The sequence below is a fragment of the Streptococcus suis genome (assembly GCA_002831545.1).
Taxonomy (GTDB): domain Bacteria; phylum Bacillota; class Bacilli; order Lactobacillales; family Streptococcaceae; genus Streptococcus; species Streptococcus suis_P.
The window spans coordinates 2,424,247-2,441,339 of record CP025095.1 but is presented as its reverse complement, the minus strand read 5'-3'; the positions used below and the strand labels follow the sequence as shown (position 1 = coordinate 2,441,339).

Annotated in this window: 11 protein-coding genes and 1 tRNA gene; 6 read left to right on the top strand and 6 right to left on the bottom strand. The window is 44.5% G+C overall.

Features of this window, described 5'->3' with window-relative positions; translation table 11 throughout:
• Position 1 precedes the first annotated feature (1 nt).
• On the top strand, positions 2-5,086 hold the full coding sequence (locus tag CWM22_11945; GenBank protein ID AUC92553.1) for a serine protease: 5,085 nt from the start codon (positions 2-4) through the stop codon (positions 5,084-5,086).
• 42 nt (positions 5,087-5,128) lie between these two features.
• Here CWM22_11945 and CWM22_11940 read toward each other — a convergent pair.
• Positions 5,129-5,199: transfer RNA gene (locus tag CWM22_11940), tRNA-Cys, on the bottom strand.
• A 290-nt stretch (positions 5,200-5,489) separates the two neighbouring features.
• On the opposite strand from CWM22_11940, the gene rpsB reads away from it, so the two are divergent.
• On the top strand, positions 5,490-6,266 hold the full coding sequence (gene rpsB, locus CWM22_11935) for a 30S ribosomal protein S2 (GenBank protein AUC92552.1): 777 nt from the start codon (positions 5,490-5,492) through the stop codon (positions 6,264-6,266).
• A 360-nt stretch (positions 6,267-6,626) separates the two neighbouring features.
• Positions 6,627-7,667, top strand: coding sequence for an elongation factor Ts (locus tag CWM22_11930; GenBank protein ID AUC92551.1), 1,041 nt, complete (start codon positions 6,627-6,629; stop codon positions 7,665-7,667).
• Positions 7,668-7,986: 319 nt separating this feature from the next.
• Here the strand turns inward: CWM22_11930 and CWM22_11925 are convergent, their stop codons facing one another.
• Both CWM22_11925 and CWM22_11920 read right to left on the bottom strand, forming a co-directional pair.
• Complete coding sequence (locus tag CWM22_11925) at positions 7,987-8,688, bottom strand: GNAT family acetyltransferase (GenBank protein ID AUC92550.1); 702 nt, start codon at positions 8,686-8,688, stop codon at positions 7,987-7,989.
• Positions 8,688-9,026 (bottom strand): thiol reductase thioredoxin, encoded by a 339-nt coding sequence (locus CWM22_11920; protein AUC92549.1) that lies wholly within the window; start codon positions 9,024-9,026, stop codon positions 8,688-8,690. The genes CWM22_11925 and CWM22_11920 overlap by 1 nt, the downstream gene beginning before the upstream one ends.
• 270 nt (positions 9,027-9,296) lie before the next feature.
• On the opposite strand from CWM22_11920, the gene CWM22_11915 reads away from it, so the two are divergent.
• The 3 genes from CWM22_11915 to CWM22_11905 all read left to right on the top strand — a co-directional run bounded on the left by CWM22_11915 (position 9,297) and on the right by CWM22_11905 (position 12,819).
• Positions 9,297-9,755, top strand: a complete 459-nt coding sequence (locus CWM22_11915) for a CtsR family transcriptional regulator (protein ID AUC92548.1) — start codon at positions 9,297-9,299, stop codon at positions 9,753-9,755.
• A 3-nt stretch (positions 9,756-9,758) separates the two neighbouring features.
• The gene (locus CWM22_11910; protein ID AUC92547.1) at positions 9,759-12,212 is read left to right on the top strand and encodes an ATP-dependent Clp protease ATP-binding subunit; all 2,454 of its coding nucleotides are present in this window, start codon (positions 9,759-9,761) and stop codon (positions 12,210-12,212) included.
• 118 nt (positions 12,213-12,330) lie between these two features.
• Positions 12,331-12,819 (top strand): cytidyltransferase, encoded by a 489-nt coding sequence (locus CWM22_11905; protein ID AUC92546.1) that lies wholly within the window; start codon positions 12,331-12,333, stop codon positions 12,817-12,819.
• A gap of 98 nt (positions 12,820-12,917) precedes the next feature.
• On the opposite strand, the gene CWM22_11900 is transcribed toward CWM22_11905, so the two are convergent.
• The 3 genes from CWM22_11900 to CWM22_11890 form a co-directional block, all read right to left on the bottom strand.
• Positions 12,918-13,922 (bottom strand): tRNA dihydrouridine synthase DusB, encoded by a 1,005-nt coding sequence (locus tag CWM22_11900; GenBank protein AUC92545.1) that lies wholly within the window; start codon positions 13,920-13,922, stop codon positions 12,918-12,920.
• The gene (locus CWM22_11895; GenBank protein ID AUC92544.1) at positions 13,915-14,781 is read right to left on the bottom strand and encodes an Hsp33 family molecular chaperone HslO; all 867 of its coding nucleotides are present in this window, start codon (positions 14,779-14,781) and stop codon (positions 13,915-13,917) included. Before CWM22_11895 ends, CWM22_11900 begins: the two co-directional genes overlap by 8 nt.
• A 77-nt stretch (positions 14,782-14,858) precedes the next feature.
• A complete protein-coding gene (locus CWM22_11890) occupies positions 14,859-17,090 on the bottom strand; it encodes a bifunctional glutamate--cysteine ligase GshA/glutathione synthetase GshB (GenBank protein ID AUC92543.1) in 2,232 nt (743 codons plus the stop codon).
• Positions 17,091-17,093 lie beyond the last annotated feature (3 nt).

Sequence of the window (17,093 nt, the reverse complement as noted above, 5' to 3'; positions counted from 1 at the left end):
TATGAAACAGAAGTGGTCTCAGATTGAGAATAAACAACGCTTTAGTATCAAGAAGTTAAGTGTCGGTGTGGCATCGGTATCAATAGGATTTTTTATCACAGGTATTCCGATGGTTCAAGCAGATACTAGTGGAGAAGGATTGGAGTCTACGGTTGCGGTCGCAACGGATATGGATAGTAGGCCAGATTCTGTGGCAGAGAAAAAAGAAGATGGACCATTATCAGATGAGCCAGTTAACATGGATCAGGTGGATGAACCAGTTGCTGAAGAGGGAGGGGTCGAAGAAGTTGTAGATACAGAGGCGGGTGAAGAATCAGGTCTTCTCACAGATCGAGCTGCGACCGAGATAAAAACTACAGCTGGTAAGACAACAGATGAGTCAAGGGAAAAAGAAGACTTTAACGTAAAAGAAACCAGTGCTCCTCAAACAAGCCCGCAGGAATCACAGCTTGAGCCAGAAGAGGTGACAAGAGGGCGCTATATTTTACAATTTTCCGACGAGAACCGAAATCTTGTATTGGATAAATTAAAGAAAATTGATGGTGTTAAAATTGTTCATGAATATAAGGAGGTTTTAACGGGAGCATCTGTAGAGGTGGGGAAAGAAAGTTTGTCTGATGTGAAGGCAATTACCGAATTAACCTCTTTAGAAGAGAGTCGCCGTATCCGACCGACTCTTCATACTGCTAAACAGCTGGTTGGTGCCTTAAAAGCAAGTTCTAAATACCAGACAGATGGTCGCGGAATGGTGATTGCTGTCATTGACTCTGGTTTGGATATTAAGCACAAAGACATGAGGTTGGATGAAGGTGTCGTCCCTAAAATCAAGGAAATTACTCCATCTACGACGGGAACATACACACTGAAAGTTCCCCATGGCTATAATTATGTATCTGGTAACGATAATCTCTACGATGATACCCACGAACCACATGGTATGCATATTGCAGGAACCCTGGCTGGAAATGCAACAGATGAAGAAGTTGCGTCTAAACAGGGAATTGACGGGATTGCCCCCAATGCACAACTACTAGTCTACAAGATTTTTTCAAATGACCCTAAAAATTATAAGGCTGAGACGGAGGATGCGGCCTATGCTGCTATTGAAGATGCTATCAAACACGGGGCAGATGTCATTAGTTTGAGCGTTGGTTATTATGATAGCGGGCTGCCAGGGAATGCTTACTACACGATTGCTAAGAGGGCAGCAGAAAAGGGGATTATCATTACAGCAGCTATTGGTAATGCTGGTGCCTCCTCCTCAGACACCTCCTTTGACTTGCATACAAATAATGCCTTAGGAGCTGTGGATACGGCAACAACAGTTGGTGTGGCAGCGACTCCCGCAGTTATCGCGGTTGGTTCGGCGAGAAATACCCATCTTGTTCAACGAGAATTTATGCTGAATGGACAGTCTTTTGGTTACTATCCTATTGGCTATACAACGCTTCCAGAGGGAAAATATGAATTTGTAGATGCTGGAAATGGTCGCTGGGAAGAAGTGCAGGGACTTGATTTGGCTGGTAAAGTAGCGATTATCAAAAAAGATAAGTTTGACTTGAAAGATGCCGTTCGTAATTTGAAATTCAAGGATGTTGTTGGACTTGTTGTGGTAAACACTGATCAGGGATGGAACAAGGATTATTATAAGACCCATCAGTTATTGGTAGATGATAAGACTTTGCTTTCCTATTCCTCTATCTGGGGAATCAGTCTTAGTGGGGAAGATGGAAGGCGATTATTGGAAGTGGCCAACCAATCGCAAGACAAGGTAGGTTTGGTTCTTAAACCTACAATTGGAATGAAGAAATTGATTGAAGTGCCGACTGTATCAGGATTTTCTAGCTGGGGACCGACGGTCAACTTAGAATTGAAACCAGAGATTGTGGCGCCGGGAGAGGATGTTTATGCAACCTTGAATGACAATCGTTATGGCTCCATGTCAGGGACTTCGATGGCTTCGCCAATTGTGGCGGGTGCCAGTGCACTTTTATTGCCACGGATTCGCCAAATGACACCACCAGAAGGCATGACTAGGATGGATTTGCTGAGAATCATTTTGATGAATACTGCTACCCCTTTGGTTGATGTTCTAGATTCATCTGGGAATGCTTTGGAAAATTCTCCGAGACAACAAGGTGCTGGTCTGTTGCAGATCGATAGAGCCTTTGAAACAGACGTGATTCTTCACCACCGTCTAAAAGGAGGGGTGGAATTAAAAGAAATCGGGCGTGAGACAGAATTTGAGGTGACCTTGGAAAATCTGGGAAACCAACAAAGAAGCTTTGCTATTTCAGCAGGGAAAGTATTGACTAGTCAAGATGTTCCTGTTGATAGAATAGGACGTTCTGGAAAAGTAGTTAAAGAGATTCATGCGACAGAAATCAAGGGATCGAGTCTTCATCTTTCTGAGCAATCCATTCAACTAGGTCCGAAAGAGAAGAAAACCATTCGCCTGAGACTGGATGCAGGAGAAGCGAAGGACCAGTTTGCAGAAGGGTACATTTACTTCAAATCATTGACGGAGGGGCAGTCTGACATCAGCATTCCTTATTTTGGCTTTGTTGGTGATTGGTCAAAAGAAAGGATTGTTGATGCACCGGCTTGGGAAAACAGTTCTAAATTGAAACTGACCTCAGTTTTATCTAGCTATAAATACAACAAGTCTGGGCGCTATATTGAACTTGGGCGTGAAAAGATTCAAGATAATCAATCGCCTCTCAATCCAGAAAATATCGCAATTCAAAACCAGCATTCGGACAGTCAGATTGGAAATGCCTTTGTTCGATTTGCGCTACTGAGGGATATTACCAACTATGACTTGGATATTGTAAAAGAGGCTACAGAAGATGCTCCTGTTCTAAGGCGGATTGACACAGGAACCATGCTATCTCGCATTCGCTATGTAGATTATTTTGAAAGTCTTTCGGAGTATTCCAAGTTTCGTACCCCGATAGAATTGCACCGCTGGGATGGAAAACTGTACGATGCAAGTCAGGATGAAAACATACCAGCACCAGAAGGACAATATTTCTTCAGATTGCGGGTAAAAAATAAAGAAAATGGGGCCTATCAGTATACCTATCTGCCAGTCAAAATTGATAATCAAAAGCCAGAAATTGTCGCGATTGATACCAATCGTCTAACCAGCCATAGAGAACTAGTCGTTACAGCCAAGGATAATAATAAAGTTTGGGAGGTTCGAGCTAATCTAAATGGAGAAAATCTTCTTGTTGAAAAGGTTGTAGATGATTCAGGTCAACTACATTACCATCTCAAAGAAGTGGAATTGCCACTCGATGCTAAAAATCATCTCCGTGTTGAGGTGATGGATATAGCGGGTAATGTGGTTGCTGTTGAAAAAGACTTGGTGGCGCCTGTAATCCAGTTTAAAAATTTGGAAGATTTGATGGCAACTCGCAGTAAGAAAACTGTAGAAATTAAAGCGAACGTCTCAGCGCAAGTTTCCGATGTGCAGGCTAACTTGGATGCTCAGGCTGTGAATTACTCTCTTGAGAATGGTCAACTATCTCTCCAGATTCCAGAGCAATCAGATGGACGTCATAGTTTTGAATTAATCTTGAAAGATAAAGACGGCAAGCTTATTTACACTAAAACCTTGAATTATTTGGTGGATAATGAAAAGCCGACGATTGATCTTGATATTGATATTGAAAAAGATGAAGAGGATGAAGAGGTTATCCAGATTGGTAAAAACGGGCGTTTTACATTGAAGGGGAAAGTGAGTGATAATGTTAGTCTTCCTAAGAACATCAAACTTTACTATTCCAATCTAGACATTGGTAAGGGAGAGCTGAAATTCATAGATGTAAAAGAAGACGGCAGTTTTGAGCAAGACTTCTTTAAATCTGATTTTCCTAGAGCCATCATGTTAACTGCGGTAGATGAGAAGGGCGATAAATTAAAGGACCTTCGTATCAATACAAGTCCAGAGAGTCTGGATGAGGAGGAGGAAACAGAAGTTCCGATTACTGTTAATAACTGGTTGATTGACCCGATTCGTTTCAATAAAGAAAGTCTTGGTCGTGAGCTAGATAGCGAGTTGGTCGACTTCAAAAAGCAAGAAGATGGGACTTATCTATTTACATTTGAAATAGAAGCAGAAACGGATCAAGCTCATTCTGTGCGCATCAATGGTGGTGAAAAACGCTATTTTGAGGATGGCAAGTTGACCTATCCAGTTACTCTGATTGAAGAGGGAAATGTTGTGGATATAAGTGTGTACAATGAGGCGGATGAGTTGACTTACACGAAGAAATATCAGATGTTGGTTGATACAGAAAATCCTGTTTTACAGCTGGAAAATGAGGTGCTACCATTGGAAAGACAGGTAGTGGATAGTGAAGAAGATGAAGACGAGGAAAATCAGTATGCAGGAGTTCTCCTGGCAGATGCTGATGGGCACTTGACACTTACCGGAAGCGCCAAGGATAATGGAATTTATTGGTCCTTGAAGATCAACGAAGATTTTGTAGCTCGAGGAGGCTTCTGGAGGCAGTATGGAAATAATGAAAAATCCTTTCGCTATGAGCTACATAGTCTGAAAGACGGGGATACAGTCAAACTTGATTTGAGTGACAGTTTTGGAAATGCTGTTGTGAAGAAATATAAGGTACGGTTAAATGACAAGGAAGTATCTGAGCAGGTTCCTGAAAAAGACCTTCATGTGGAGCAATCAGATAAGGATCAAGCCCCAAGCATTCCTGTTCCGAAATCGGAAGCGCATGTACCAATGCCAAAAGAAGAGAATTCACTTGCTCCGCAAACAGGATCCACTGAAATCGCGCTGTTAACTGGCGATACAAGAGAAGATGGTGTGGAGCATTTGGGGAGACTTACAAAACATGAGGAGGCACTAGGAATTTCTGACGAGAGAATAGAAGTGTCCGTACCTCACAGAGAATTCTTTGAAAGAAGCGGAAGAGGAGAGACAGGTGCACTAGCGGCGGATACTAGTGGGAAACTGCCTCAAACTGGGGATAGCCTTGGAAGTGTCTTTATAAGTGCTTTGTTAGGTCTATTTGGTGGAGCTATGGCCCTCGGAAATCTGAAGCGAAAAGAATAGTAAAAAACCTAGGAAGATTCCTAGGTTTTTTAGAATATTAAAAGGCGGTAGACGGATTTGAACCGACGATCAAGCTTTTGCAGAGCCGTGCCTTACCACTTGGCTATACCGCCATAACAAAGAATATTGTACCTTAAATAGTGAAATTGGTCAAGTGGAAATTTTCGTATCAGCCCCATTTCTAATTTTGGGGTTAGACTGGAACTTACTTTGGGAATTTAGCCAAGGCAATTTTCATGAATTTCTCTGCTATCTTACTTGAAAATATACAGGTATTCTGATATACTAATAGAGTTGCTGTGCAACAAATACTCATCTCGGACCAATTGTGGTCTTGTTGCCGAAAGGTTGGGCTGCAAGTCGAAGTCTGAGAGAGGAGAAAAAACAAAAAGGAGAAATACTCATGGCAGTAATTTCAATGAAACAACTTCTTGAGGCTGGTGTACACTTCGGTCACCAAACTCGTCGCTGGAATCCTAAGATGGCTAAGTACATCTTCACAGAGCGTAACGGTATCCACGTTATCGACTTGCAACAAACTGTAAAATTGGCTGACCAAGCTTACGAATTCATCCGTGACGCTGCAGCAAACGACGCAGTTATCTTGTTCGTAGGTACTAAAAAACAAGCTGCTGAAGCTGTTAAAGACGAAGCTATCCGTGCTGGTCAATACTTCATCAACCACCGTTGGTTGGGTGGAACTCTTACAAACTGGGGTACAATCCAAAAACGTATCGCTCGTTTGAAAGAAATCAACCGTATGGAAGAAGATGGAACTTTCGACGTGCTTCCTAAGAAAGAAGTAGCATTGTTGAACAAACAACGTGCTCGTCTTGAAAAATTCTTGGGCGGTATCGCTGACATGCCACGCATTCCAGATGTAATGTTCGTTGTTGACCCACACAAAGAGCAAATCGCTGTTAAAGAAGCTAAAAAATTGGGTATCCCAGTTGTAGCGATGGTTGACACAAACACAGATCCAGATGATATTGATGTTATCATCCCAGCTAATGACGACGCTATCCGCGCTGTTAAATTGATCACAGCTAAAATGGCTGACGCTATCATCGAAGGCAACCAAGGTGAAGACAGCGTAGCAGCAGTTGAAGCTGAATTGGCAGCTGAGCCAGCATCTACAGAATCAATCGAAGAATTGGTTGAAGTTGTAGAAGGAAAATAAGTAACGAAGGCGTTTAGAAATCTGTATGAGTTTTACAGTCCAGTGGACTGTAAAAGTTTGAGCCTAAAAACTCAAAAGCGAAAATAGGAAACTGACGCAGTATGCTTGCATACAAGGAAGTTTATCTTTTTCACTAAGATTTTAGCCTGAGTACAATAAAATAAGTAACGAGGACGTTAAAAAAAGCGTTAGATTTTAGAAAATGGACGTAGCAGTCTGGGGACTGCAAGGAGATTTGTCTAAATCCTAGCTTTTTAGTCCGAGTACATTCTACATCATTTATCAGACACAAAAACAATCCTAGAGGGGCAGGGCTGAGCCCGCTCCTCTATTTTATAAATACAAACAAGGAGAATAGACATGGCAGAAATTACAGCAGCTCTCGTTAAAGAATTGCGTGAAAAATCAGGTGCTGGCGTTATGGACGCTAAAAAAGCATTGGTTGAAACTGAAGGTGATATCGAAAAAGCGATCGAATTGCTTCGCGAAAAAGGTATGGCTAAGGCAGCTAAGAAAGCTGACCGTGTAGCAGCTGAAGGTTTGACAGGTGTTTACGTTGATGGTAACGTAGCAGCAGTTGTTGAAGTTAACGCTGAAACAGACTTCGTTGCGAAAAACGCTCAATTCGTTGAATTGGTAAACACTACTGCTAAAGTAATTGCAGAAGGTAAACCAGCTGACAACGAAGCAGCTCTTAAATTGGTTATGCCTTCAGGTGAAACTCTTGAAGAAGCATACGTAAACGCAACTGCAACAATCGGTGAGAAAATCTCATTCCGTCGCTTTGCTTTGGTTGAAAAAACAGATGCTCAAGCATTTGGTGCATACCAACATAACGGCGGCCGTATCGGTGTTATCTCAGTTGTTGAAGGTGGCGACGAAACTCTTGCTAAACAAATCTCAATGCACATCGCTGCGATGAAACCAACTGTTCTTTCTTACACTGAATTGGATGAACAATTCGTTAAAGATGAGTTGGCACAAATCAATCACAAGATCGAACAAGACAACGAAAGCCGTGCAATGGTTGACAAACCAGCATTGCCTTTGTTGAAATACGGTTCAAAAGCTCAATTGACTGACGAAGTGATTGCAGCAGCTGAAGAAGCTATCAAAGCAGAATTGGCAGCAGAAGGCAAACCAGAAAAAATCTGGGATAAAATCATCCCAGGTAAAATGGATCGTTTCTTGCTCGACAACACTCAAGTTGACCAAGCTTACACACTTCTTGCACAAGTGTACATCATGGACGACAGCAAAACAGTTGAAGCTTACTTGAACTCAGTGAACGCTTCAGTTATAGAATTTGCTCGTTTCGAAGTGGGTGAAGGTATCGAGAAAGCTTCAAACGACTTTGAAGCAGAAGTTGCAGCGACGATGGCAGCAGCTCTCGGTAAATAATTGCTAGTCTTCATTTTATCTTTTATTACTTCGACGTATGAGGAAACGCCGTTTCCATATTTCCAACTTCAAATACTCCACTGGAGTATTTGAACTCGCCGTGCTGTACTTCAGTACAGCCTACGGCTCGTTTCCTAGTACTAAAAGCAAACTGATAGACTATCCAAAATCACAAGAACTTCCGAAAGGGAGTTCTTTTTTGGAAAAATCGGTCTTAAGGCTGATGCCTGAACAGGTTGAGTGAGTTATACTAGTATCAATCCTAAATATTTTTCATAATCTCCTTAAAAAGCACCGGCCTTGTGGTCGGTGCTTTTTGCTAGCTTTCTAAGATATAAGTATCCCAACTAGGCTTGTTTGGTTGTTGGAATTGGTCAGCCAAACACATGGCGATAGGATCGCAATCATCGGCCTCAAAGCTAATTTGCTCATACTGTTCAAATAGTTGGCAAATAACTGCTTGGATGAAGGAATCAAAGCTTTGTTCATCTTTTCCGCATACGTAGGCAACTTCATTGTTTTCTACGAAGGCACAATTTTCTGAGTCTGTATAAACTAGGTCAGGTAAGTCCTTCTCGAATTCTTCTTGACTAGCAGTCCAAGGATTGATGTCTTGGTGGACTGTTTGATAGTGGTCAAAAATTTGCTGACAGGCTATTTGATAAGGTGCGGTGCCTTTGCGGACTATGCTTAAGTTGGAAGTGCCTGTTTGACTGAGATAATCTTGTTTGGTCACTTCAAATTCGTAACATTTTCGTTTGCAGACAAAGCCAGCTGCGGTAAGGAAATGAATTTTTTCCTGCTCTGCAGAGGAGAGCATAACTTGAAGAGGTTTTCCACCCAAGGAAGTCTGTAGGGACTGGAAGAGTTGCTTTGCTATGGTGCAATCGTAATTGAGCAAATCTAGTCGCAAATAGATATTGGTCTGGTGGTAGGGGTTGCTGTAGGTATGGATGCTGCCGACTGGTCTTCCGTGATGAGATATGTGGAAGGTGTTGGCTTGGTAGGAAATGTCTAGCATTAGTTCTCAATAAAAGCCGCAATCTCATCTTCCGTCATGCTGGAATCGCAGCGGACTTGGACGCCGTTTGCTTTTGCGACGAGAAGGCCTGGGACGGTAGGAACTTGGTAGTGGTCGCGAAGGGTCTGGAGTTCTGGACTGATTTGGCTGGAGTCGAGGAAGTGGACGGTCACTTGCTTGTCTTGCGCGACCTTGTGGAGTTTTGGTGCAAAGCGGTTGCAGTAAGGGCAGGTGCTACGTCCGATGAAAAGGACGTCTCCGTCTTTGGCGGTCAGAATGCTTTGTGCTTGCTCCACGTTTATGCTGGTAAACTCTTGAATGTAATCTTGAAAGTTCATGGTATAAGATCTAAAGGGCCTTAAGCGGACACGGAAAAAATAGGAAACAGAACGACGACTAGTTCTCGTTTATCTTTTTGGCCTAGTCCGTAGTCCGTATTCAGTTCAACTAAATACGGAAGCCCTAGTCCTTTCTGTTTTTTTCTTTTATTATAGGATAAAGCAGAGCAGATTTCAAAATTCTGCTACGCTAGTTGCTAGGCTTTTGCTTTCAAAATTCGTCATTTTAAGGTATAATGGTCAAAGATAGTCAAAGAAAGAGGCGATACTATGGCGATGAAGAATACATCGGATTATATAGAAGAGCATATTAAAGCCATCTTGGACCAAGTCAGTGTAGCTGAGTTGCGTCGAAGTGAGTTGGCCAGTCGGTTTGAAGTGGTGCCAAGTCAGATTAACTACGTCATTAAAACCCGTTTTACAGCTAGCCGTGGCTATATTGTTGAGAGTAAGCGTGGTGGTGGTGGTTATATCCGAATTGGGCGGATTACCTTTTCGGATAAGCACGAACTGGTCCATGATTTGTTAAACAATATGGGTGAGCAGTTGTCTGCGACGGTTTATGCGGATATTTTACAGCTCCTTTTTGATGAAGGATTGATGACAGAACGAGAAGGCAATCTCTTTTTGTCTACAGGATCTGATGAAATATTAGGAAAAGATGCAAGTACTATTCGAGCGCGCATGATGCGTCAAATACTACGACGTTTAGATAGGAAAGAGGAATAATTCATGAAAATTTCAACTGGTTTACAGCGGGTTTTTGAAGATGCCCAGTTAGTGGCCCAACGTTATGCCTGTGATTACTTGGAAACCTGGCATGTTCTCTTGTCTTTCGTTATCAACCATGATACAGTCGCCGGCGCTGTTTTGGCAGAATATCCTATTTCAATTTCTGACTATGAACATGCAACTTTTGTTGTGACCGACAAGGTCTATCGTGAAGAGTTGGATAGTTTTCGTATTTTACCATCTTCTAAACGTTTGGATGAAACGGCTAGTTTTGCCAAGAAAATTGCAGAAGTCGTCAAGGCTAAGGAGCTGGGAACGGAACATTTGTTTATGGCTATGTTGTTGGACAAGCGGTCAACAGCTAGTCAGATTTTGGACAAGGTAGGTTTTTGTTTTGAAGACTCAGATGATAAGTTTCGTTTCTTGGATTTGCGTAAAAACTTGGAGGCACGTGCGGGATTTACCAAAGAGGACCTTAAAGCTATCCGCAGTGTGATGAAGGGTGGCAAAGCCAAACCTGCCAATATGGGACAGATGATGGGAATGCCCCCAGCACCTCAAAGTGGTGGATTAGAAGACTACACTCGTGATTTGACAGCTTTGGCGCGTGAAGGGAAGATTGAACCTGTCATCGGTCGAGACGCTGAGATTGCACGGATGATTCAAATTCTATCACGTAAAACTAAGAATAATCCAGTTCTAGTTGGTGATGCTGGTGTCGGAAAAACTGCGCTTGCTTTGGGTCTTGCTCAACGTGTTGCTGCAGGTGATGTCCCTGTCAGCTTGGCTAAGATGCGGGTTTTGGAACTTGACTTGATGAACGTTATTGCTGGAACGCGTTTCCGCGGTGACTTCGAAGAGCGGATGAATAATATCATCAACGACATCGAGGAAGATGGTCAGGTCATCCTTTTCATCGATGAGTTGCATACCATTATGGGTTCTGGCTCGGGGATTGATTCGACCTTGGATGCAGCCAATATCCTCAAACCAGCTCTTGCTCGTGGCACCCTCCGTACGGTCGGAGCGACGACTCAGACAGAGTACCAAAAGCATATTGAGAAAGACGCAGCCTTGGTTCGCCGTTTCGCCAAGGTGACGATTGAAGAGCCAACAGTTGAGGACAGTATTGCCATTTTGACTGGTTTAAAAGGTACTTTTGAAAAATACCACAGGGTCCGTATTGGACAAGCAGCTGTAGAGACTGCTGTGACCTACGCTAAGCGGTATTTGACCAGTAAAAACCTGCCAGATTCTGCCATTGATCTGCTGGATGAAGCCAGTGCAACGGTACAAAATCGAGTGAAAGGGCAGGCTGAGGAAACAGGACTGACGAGCATAGACAAGGCCTTGATGGATAAAAAATATAAGACTGTCAGCAAGCTTTTGATTAAAACGAAAGAAGATGCCGAGGCTAGTCAAAACTATGACCTTGAAGTAACAGAAGAAGATGTTTTAGAAACACTTAGTCGCTTGTCAGGTATCCCAGTAGCCAAGCTTAGCCAATCAGATACTAAGAAGTATCTGAATCTGGAAGCAGAATTGCACAAGCGTGTGATTGGGCAGGAAGAAGCTATTTCTGCAGTTAGCAGAGCTATTCGTCGTAATCAGTCAGGGATTCGTACAGGTCGCAGACCGATTGGCTCCTTTATGTTCTTGGGACCGACTGGTGTCGGTAAGACAGAGCTTGCTAAAGCCTTGGCGGAGGTTCTCTTTGATGATGAATCTGCTCTTATCCGTTTTGATATGTCTGAGTATATGGAGAAATTTGCGGCCAGCCGTCTCAATGGAGCGCCTCCAGGCTACGTGGGCTATGAAGAAGGTGGCGAATTGACGGAAAAAGTTCGTAACAAACCTTATTCTGTTCTTCTTTTTGATGAGGTTGAAAAGGCTCATCCAGATATTTTCAATGTTCTCTTGCAGGTCTTGGATGATGGTGTTCTGACGGACAGTAAGGGACGTAAGGTTGATTTCTCAAATACCATTATTATCATGACGTCAAACCTTGGAGCAACAGCCCTTCGTGATGATAAGACAGTTGGTTTTGGTGCCCTTGATTTATCTAAGGACCACAAGGAAGTGGAGAAACGCATTTTTGAGGAATTGAAAAAAGCCTATCGTCCAGAATTTATCAACCGTATTGACGAGAAAGTTGTCTTCCATAGCCTAACGGAAACTCATATGCAGGATGTTGTCAAGGTCATGATTAAACCTTTGTTGGCTGTAACAGCTGAGAAAGGAATTACTCTTAAACTGCAACCGTCAGCCCTTAAGTTATTTGCTAAACAAGGTTATGACCCAGAAATGGGAGCTCGTCCTCTTCGTAGGCTCTTACAAACCAAATTGGAAGATCCGTTGGCAGAAATGTTACTCCGTGGTGACTTGACTACTAGTTCGACCTTGAAGGTTGGGGTCAAGGGTGAAGAGCTCAAGTTTGATGTGGTAAAGGGATAAGGAGTGCTTGTTGTTGCTATCCTTTCCAGATGCAGAATTGTTCTTCAGTTTTGAAAAACGCATGAAATAGTTGGAGAGGTGAGCTTGCTCGCCTCTTTAACTATTAGAAAGGAAATCTATGAATCAAACCATAGCTGTTGTTTTCGGAACCTTTGCCCCCATGCACAAGGGACATTTGGATTTAATTGAACGAGCAAAGTTGGATTGTGGTCAAGTTTGTGTGGTGGTTTCAGGCTTTGATAGGGATCGTGGGGATAGGATAGGTTTAGACCTGATCAAACGATTTCAATTTGCTCAAGAGCAGTTTGAGGGTGATGATTTTGTCGAAGTTCGTGCCCTGGATGAAACGGACTTGCCTCCCTATCCAGATGGTTGGGACCTTTGGTTAGAACGCCTGCTTGCTTTGTTGGACTTGTCAGAACATCAAGTACCAGTTTTCTATGTGTCTGAGGAAGAATACGCTCAGGAACTGCACAGTCGAGGCTATCAAGCGCATTTCAGTCCTAGAAAATTTGGTATTTCAGCAACCCTCATTCGTGAACATCCTCAACAATACCAGGATTACATTGCTCCTGCCTTTGTTGACTTTTTTGCTGAGCAGGAATAATGTGCTCATACAGAAAAAACGCATAAAATCAAGTTATCATCTTGGCTTTATGCGTTTTTCTGTTTCATTGTTAGCGAGTTTTAACCTGCCAGTTTATCTTATTTAGCAATCCGTTCTTGATAGGCTTCTCGTGCTTGGTCAAAGAGTTCTTGGACCTGCTCGATAGTCTCTGCTCGGGCAACGGCTCCACGGATCTTGGCAGCACCTGCTGAACCACGGAGGTAGTGAGGGGCAAGACCACGGAATTCACGTACGGCAATGGATTCGCCTTTGAGATTGGTCAATCGGGTCAGGTGGTCAAAGGCGACATTGAGTTTGTCGTCAAAGGAGAGGTCGGGCAGGACTTCTCCTGTTTCAAGATAGTGGTTGATTTGGTTGAAGATATAAGGATTGCCCATAGCAGTTCGTCCGACCATGACGGCATCAGCTCCGACTTCCTCGATTCGCTGGCGGGCATCTTCTACAGTGCGGATGTCGCCGTTTGCGATGAAGGGAATCTTGGTCAGGCTGCCAGCCACCTTGGTGAGGGTTTCCAGGTCAACCGTTCCTGTGTACATCTGCTCGCGAGTCCGTCCGTGCATGGCCAGGGCAGACACACCGGCACTTTCTGCGGCCAGGGCATTTTCGACCGCCAGGTCGGTATTGTTCCAACCGGTCCGCATTTTAACAGTCAAGGGAATGTCGAGGACTGAGGTCACTTCCTTGATGATGTGGTAAATCTTGTCGGGGTCCTTGAGCCACTTGGCACCAGCTTCGTTTTTAACGACCTTGTTGACAGGGCAGCCCATGTTAATATCGACGATATTAGCCTTGGTGTTGGTTTGGATGAAGTCGGCAGCCCGTTTTAGTCCTTCGGCATCGCCGCCGAAAAGCTGGATAGACATAGGGTATTCGTTGTCGTCGATATGGAGCATATGGAGGGTCTTCTCGTTGTTGTAGAGAAGGCCTTTTTCAGAAATCATTTCCATAACGACTAGGCCAGCGCCCATTTCTTTGGCAATGGTACGGAAGGCCGAGTTGGTCACGCCAGCCATTGGGGCCAGCACGCAGCGATTGGGGATTTCTACATCACCAATCATAAAAGGGGTATTGAGATTAGCCATTGATGAGTTCCTCCAAATCGTTTTCGTCAAAGTGGTAATGGGTCTGGCAGAATTGACAGGTGATGTCCACACCTTTGTCTTCTTCCTTCATCTCTTGCAGGTCCGCTTTTGGCAAGCTGGCTAGAGCATCGAGGAAGCGGTCTTTAGAGCAGTCGCAGACAAAACCGATTTCTTCTTCTGACAGGCGTTTGAAGTCGTCGTCGCCATAAATGGCGGATAGCAGAGCTTCCATGTGGTTTTCAGAAGCCAGCAAGCTTGAAATGGCAGGCATTTCTTGGATGCGTTTCTCGAAACGGGCAATTTCAGCCTCGGTCGCACCTGGAAGAACTTGCAGCAAGAAGCCACCAGCTACCTTGACCTTGTCTTCCTCGTCCAACAAGACATTTAGTCCCACCGCAGATGGTGTCTGCTGGCTGTCTGTCAGGAAGTAAGCAAAGTCTTCACCGATTTCACCAGAAATCAAGGGGGTCATGGAGTTGTAAGGATGACCTGTTCCGTAGTCTGTGATAACTAGGAATTGACCATTGCCCACGAGAGGCCCAACGATGACTTCGCCAGTCGCTGTCCGTTTGTAGTCTAAGTCAGGATTTTGAATGTAGCCCTTGACCTGACCTTTGGTATTGGCAACGGAGATGATAGCCCCAACAGCACCGCTAGCTAAGATTTTTAGGGTGATCTTGGTGTCGCCTTTTTCATTGGCAGCCAAGATCTGATTGGCAATGAGAGTGCGACCCAGAGCAACGGTGGACGACGCCATGGTGTCGTGTTTTTCTTGGGCTGTTTTCACGGTTTCTGTGCTGTCTAGCACAAAGGCACGGAAATGCCCGCTTTTTGATAGTGTTTTAATAATTTTATCCATAAGGATTATTATAGCATAAGTGGGGAAAATGGGGAAAGGGAGTGACCGAAAGAAGAAACTGACTATGACTAGCCAGTTTACAGTTCAGGAAATAACTTTCGCAAGATTTTCGGTGTAATGCTCTGCCCAGGTCCTGCGTATGTGTAGGTGTGCAGGTACATGGCAGGGTTGAAGTTGAGTTCGATGCAGGTGCAGTTGGGCTCGTCCTTGCTGGCTGGCTTGGTGCGGTCGGGGATAATCAAGTCCACACCACAGGCCCAAGCTCCCATAGCAGTCGCCATAGCGGCAGCCAGTTGCTTGTAGGACTCGTCCATCTGGTCGGTCATATCGATGGAGTCACCACCCGTTGAGATATTGGAATTGCCACGCAGAAAGGCTTGGACGCCTTCTGGCAAGACCGTATCAGGTGTGTAGCCCTGTTGCTCCAACATGAGCAGTTCGATATCACCCAGATTGATGATTTCAAGTGGCGAACGATGGTCACGCCCTCGCAGTGGATCTTGGTTTTTTTGGTCCACCAATTCACGGATGGTTGAGCTACCGTCACCCACGACATTGGCCGCGACGCGGAGCAGGACAGCCTCGCACTTGCCATCAAGGATAAAGAAGCGGTACTCAGTTCCCGCTACGAACTCCTCCACGAGCACATGGCTATCTTCTGAAAAGGCGATGTCCAGGGCTTTTTCATAGTCCGCAAGGCTGGCTGGCTCCTGGAAGATAGAGATGCCAAGGCCGAAGTTGGTAGATTTTGGTTTGACAACAATGGCAGAGCTGGCTACCTGTCCGTAATACCGCAGGGCATCTGTCTTGTTTGCAAATTCAGCTCCCGCAGGTACTGGAAAACCAGCCTGGTCCAAGATTTTCTTGGTCACGACCTTGTTGGCCATGGCTAGAGGAATGACGTAATTGTCCTTGGAGGTCATGTTGCCATTTTTGATGTACTCGACATGGTCACCATGCCAGAGTTTGAGAAATTGGTCTTCTTCATCCAAAATCTCGACATGCAAGCCCATTTGAATGGCGTCAAAGAGAATCAACTGGGTGGAGAGTTCCATGTTTTCATAGCCCTTGAGGGCGTAAGGGGCTGTCCAAGCATAGTCATGAAAGACTTGTCCCTGCTGCTGACCAAACTTTTCCAGAGACCCATCTTCAACCTGCTCTGCTATTTTTCCGGAAAGGGTCAGATGTGGGTCTTGAAGAGCGGCCTCCACATGTGCAATGAGCTGGCCATAGTAGTCGTCCAGCCCAAAGTGGGCAACTATGGCTTTCATGGCTGTCAAGATTGGCGTGGCATCGGCCTCGCTAGGTAGAGGTGTGTGGGGGTGGCTAAGGGCGATGAGGTTGTTAAGTTTATCTGCTTTTGCTAGGGTGTTATCAACATCTGTCAGTTGGTCTAGCCAAAGAAGAGATAAGATAAAGAGGTGGACTGTATCAAGGGTTTCCTGACTAATAGCAAGCGGGTCATAGGGGTTAAGGTCGAAGGAACGGAATTCTAAATAAGAAATCCCCTTGCTGAGGTAGTCACGGCTAGTCTTGGCACCACGGAGGCGGACAGCTGAGTAAAATTCCTTCTCAGCGGATAGTTGACCAGACTGGACAGCTTGTTCGATGTCAGCCACGTATTGTTCGAGAGAAGAGAAAGAAATATGAACGTCTTCGGCATTAACATAGCCATGTTTGGAGTTGCGAATGGAACGAACGCAACCGACTTCCTCGGATAAAAATCCTTTTTCGGCTAAACTACTTGCTCCATATAAGTAAGTTAAGAGCCAGCGGTAGCGTAGGAAATTCTGAGCCAGCTTGAGATAGAGGGCATTTTTGAAGGTGATGAGGTCGTCGTAATCGCTGGCTTCAAAGAGTTGCTGGGTCAGGTCCTTGCCGAGCTCGAAGTTGTAGTGGATGCCTGACATAGACTGGAGCAACTTACCATAGCGTTCTGCCAAGCCGACACGGTACTGATACTCATAGTCACTTTCCAGTTGAGCAATTTGGATTTCTTCTTCTGAAATCACAGGTGGCATGGATAGGGGCCAGAGGTATTCCGTTTTTTCCATAGACCGCACCGCTACATCTGTGATGGCTCCGAGGAAACGACGTGCTTCCTTGGTCGAATGAGCCACGGGTGTAATCAGTTCTAGTTGTGGCTCGCTGTAATCGGTCTGAATATAGGGGTGAAAACTGCGTGAGCCCAGTTTTTCAGGATGTGGTGTCTGAGCCACGCGGTTGTCGCTATTTATTCGTAAGGATTCCCGTTCCAAACCAAAGGTGGCTTGGAGGATGGGACTATTTTGGGATAATTTCTGTAACATAAG

Coding starts and splice junctions, on each gene's coding strand:
- CWM22_11945 (AUC92553.1), top strand. CDS start 2: ATGAAACAGAAGTGGTCTCAGATTGAGAATAAACAACGCTTTAGTATC.
- rpsB (AUC92552.1), top strand. CDS start 5,490: ATGGCAGTAATTTCAATGAAACAACTTCTTGAGGCTGGTGTACACTTC.
- CWM22_11930 (AUC92551.1), top strand. CDS start 6,627: ATGGCAGAAATTACAGCAGCTCTCGTTAAAGAATTGCGTGAAAAATCA.
- CWM22_11925 (AUC92550.1), bottom strand. CDS start 8,688: ATGCTAGACATTTCCTACCAAGCCAACACCTTCCACATATCTCATCAC.
- CWM22_11920 (AUC92549.1), bottom strand. CDS start 9,026: ATGAACTTTCAAGATTACATTCAAGAGTTTACCAGCATAAACGTGGAG.
- CWM22_11915 (AUC92548.1), top strand. CDS start 9,297: ATGGCGATGAAGAATACATCGGATTATATAGAAGAGCATATTAAAGCC.
- CWM22_11910 (AUC92547.1), top strand. CDS start 9,759: ATGAAAATTTCAACTGGTTTACAGCGGGTTTTTGAAGATGCCCAGTTA.
- CWM22_11905 (AUC92546.1), top strand. CDS start 12,331: ATGAATCAAACCATAGCTGTTGTTTTCGGAACCTTTGCCCCCATGCAC.
- CWM22_11900 (AUC92545.1), bottom strand. CDS start 13,922: ATGGCTAATCTCAATACCCCTTTTATGATTGGTGATGTAGAAATCCCC.
- CWM22_11895 (AUC92544.1), bottom strand. CDS start 14,781: ATGGATAAAATTATTAAAACACTATCAAAAAGCGGGCATTTCCGTGCC.
- CWM22_11890 (AUC92543.1), bottom strand. CDS start 17,090: ATGTTACAGAAATTATCCCAAAATAGTCCCATCCTCCAAGCCACCTTT.